The following is a 1,640-nucleotide window of genomic DNA, read 5'->3' on the forward strand; positions in this document are numbered from 1 at the left end:
GTGTCAGCTTCAGGATATTACCGTTGGCATCGTATTTAAAGGTTTCCTGATACGATCCGTCATTTCCGCCATTCCAGGTACCGGATGTGCCGGATGATGGATTTGCATCCGTGATAGCCGTGGTCATTCTGCTGATATTGGTCAGGGACGTAATTCCTGCTGCCGAAGGTATGCAAGTTTTTTTGACTTGCTTTCGTTTGCTTAAACTATGGATCTAGACAAACATTGCAGAAACAAATACGACACATTCATTATCTTTCTCTATGCAACAGGAAAAGAATACCTGTTGCCAGAAAGCTTTAGAAACCAGGTTCCTTATTCCACTGCATCATCATGGAGAAACATTATAATGAGTAGTTATATCGGCCATGAATACAGATCTATACAAAATGAATCTTTAAAGTTATATGAGATACTTGAAGAACATAAAAATCTAAGACGAACTGTTATGATACTTTTCAAGGTATGGCTTGCACTTGCTGCTTACATAAAGCCTATAATAAAGAAAACAGACAATGAAATTTTTATTAACCAGCTACAGAAACTCTTTACCATATTGCCTCAGAAAACGGTTTTAAAACTTACAGGGATTAGTATAAACTCTTTTTACTACAAGCTTCGTAAGCTAAAAACACAATGTAGCCTATCTCCTGTTTCTCTCTGCCTGAAAAGACATCCGTTTCAGCTTGCTGTTAAAGAAGTAAATATTATGAAAGCTCTCTTCTCTGATATCCGCTTTGCCTGCTGGCCTGTCTCTTCTATCGCTCACTATGCCAGAAGAAACGGATTAATATTTGCTTCACTAAGCACATGATATAAATACAGTGCTCTTCTGGGCTTTAAAAGACGCTTTCCTAAACCTGAAGAAAAAACTAAAGGCATAGTCAGTACCAGACCCAATCAGTTCCTGCATGTTGATACAACTTTTTATACTTTGCCTGATGGAATTAAAACAGCCATTACTTTTGTCTCTGATAATTTTTCAAGAAAGATACTTGGATGGAGCGTTTCTGAAAAGCATGGTGCCGACAATGTAAAAGCCGCATTATATATGGCTATTCAGACAATACAAAAATTTCATCCCGAACATATATGTGCAACTCTGGTAGCTGATGGTGGAAGTGAAAACCATGCTGTAAGTATTGAAGAACTCATAACTTCTACTCCCCATCCTGAAATAACCAAAGTTATTGCTTTAAAAGACATAGCTTTCTCTAACTCTCTCATTGAAGCTGTCAATAAAATCATGAAGCGTTATATCAGACATGACCTGCCACAATCTTTCAAAGAACTTTTGAACTGCATTATAAGATGTATTGAAGACTATATTATTTTCAGACCTCATTATGCACTTAATGGACTTACTCCTATAGAAGCTTACACCCAAAAACTTCCCGATATGGACTTTTCTGAACAAACCAGACAAGCCAAAGCCATGAGACTCGAGCTAAACAGAAAAAGTACCTGTCCGAAGTGTTAAGTTCACTTCTTTCAGATACTTTTATTCTTAAACTTTTTAAAATCCCTTTCTTAAAAAACGACTTTCATACACTTTCTTTCCTTTCTCTTTCAATCTTTTCATTTTCATACACTTCGTTACAGCGAAGTATTACTTGCGGAAAGATTGTGGGATTAGCAAA

The 1,640-nt window shown here is 36.7% G+C and carries 2 protein-coding genes; both read left to right on the forward strand.

Annotation, left to right across the window (positions count from 1 at the left end):
* The first annotated feature begins 208 nt into the window (after nt 1-208).
* Entirely contained in the window at nt 209-814 is a 606-nt protein-coding gene (locus MYP_RS24530; RefSeq protein ID WP_045470029.1) for a hypothetical protein, read from the forward strand.
* A gap of 66 nt (nt 815-880) precedes the next feature.
* The gene (locus MYP_RS24535) at nt 881-1,480 is read left to right on the forward strand and encodes a DDE-type integrase/transposase/recombinase (RefSeq protein ID WP_262506820.1); all 600 of its coding nucleotides are present in this window, start codon (nt 881-883) and stop codon (nt 1,478-1,480) included.
* Nucleotides 1,481-1,640: the final 160 nt, after the last annotated feature.

The organism is Sporocytophaga myxococcoides, assembly GCF_000775915.1.
In the GTDB taxonomy this organism is placed as follows: domain Bacteria; phylum Bacteroidota; class Bacteroidia; order Cytophagales; family Cytophagaceae; genus Sporocytophaga; species Sporocytophaga myxococcoides_A.

What these genes read in the sequence shown, in the direction of transcription:
- MYP_RS24530 (WP_045470029.1), top strand. Translation starts at nt 209, where the DNA reads ATGGATCTAGACAAACATTGCAGAAACAAATACGACACATTCATTATC.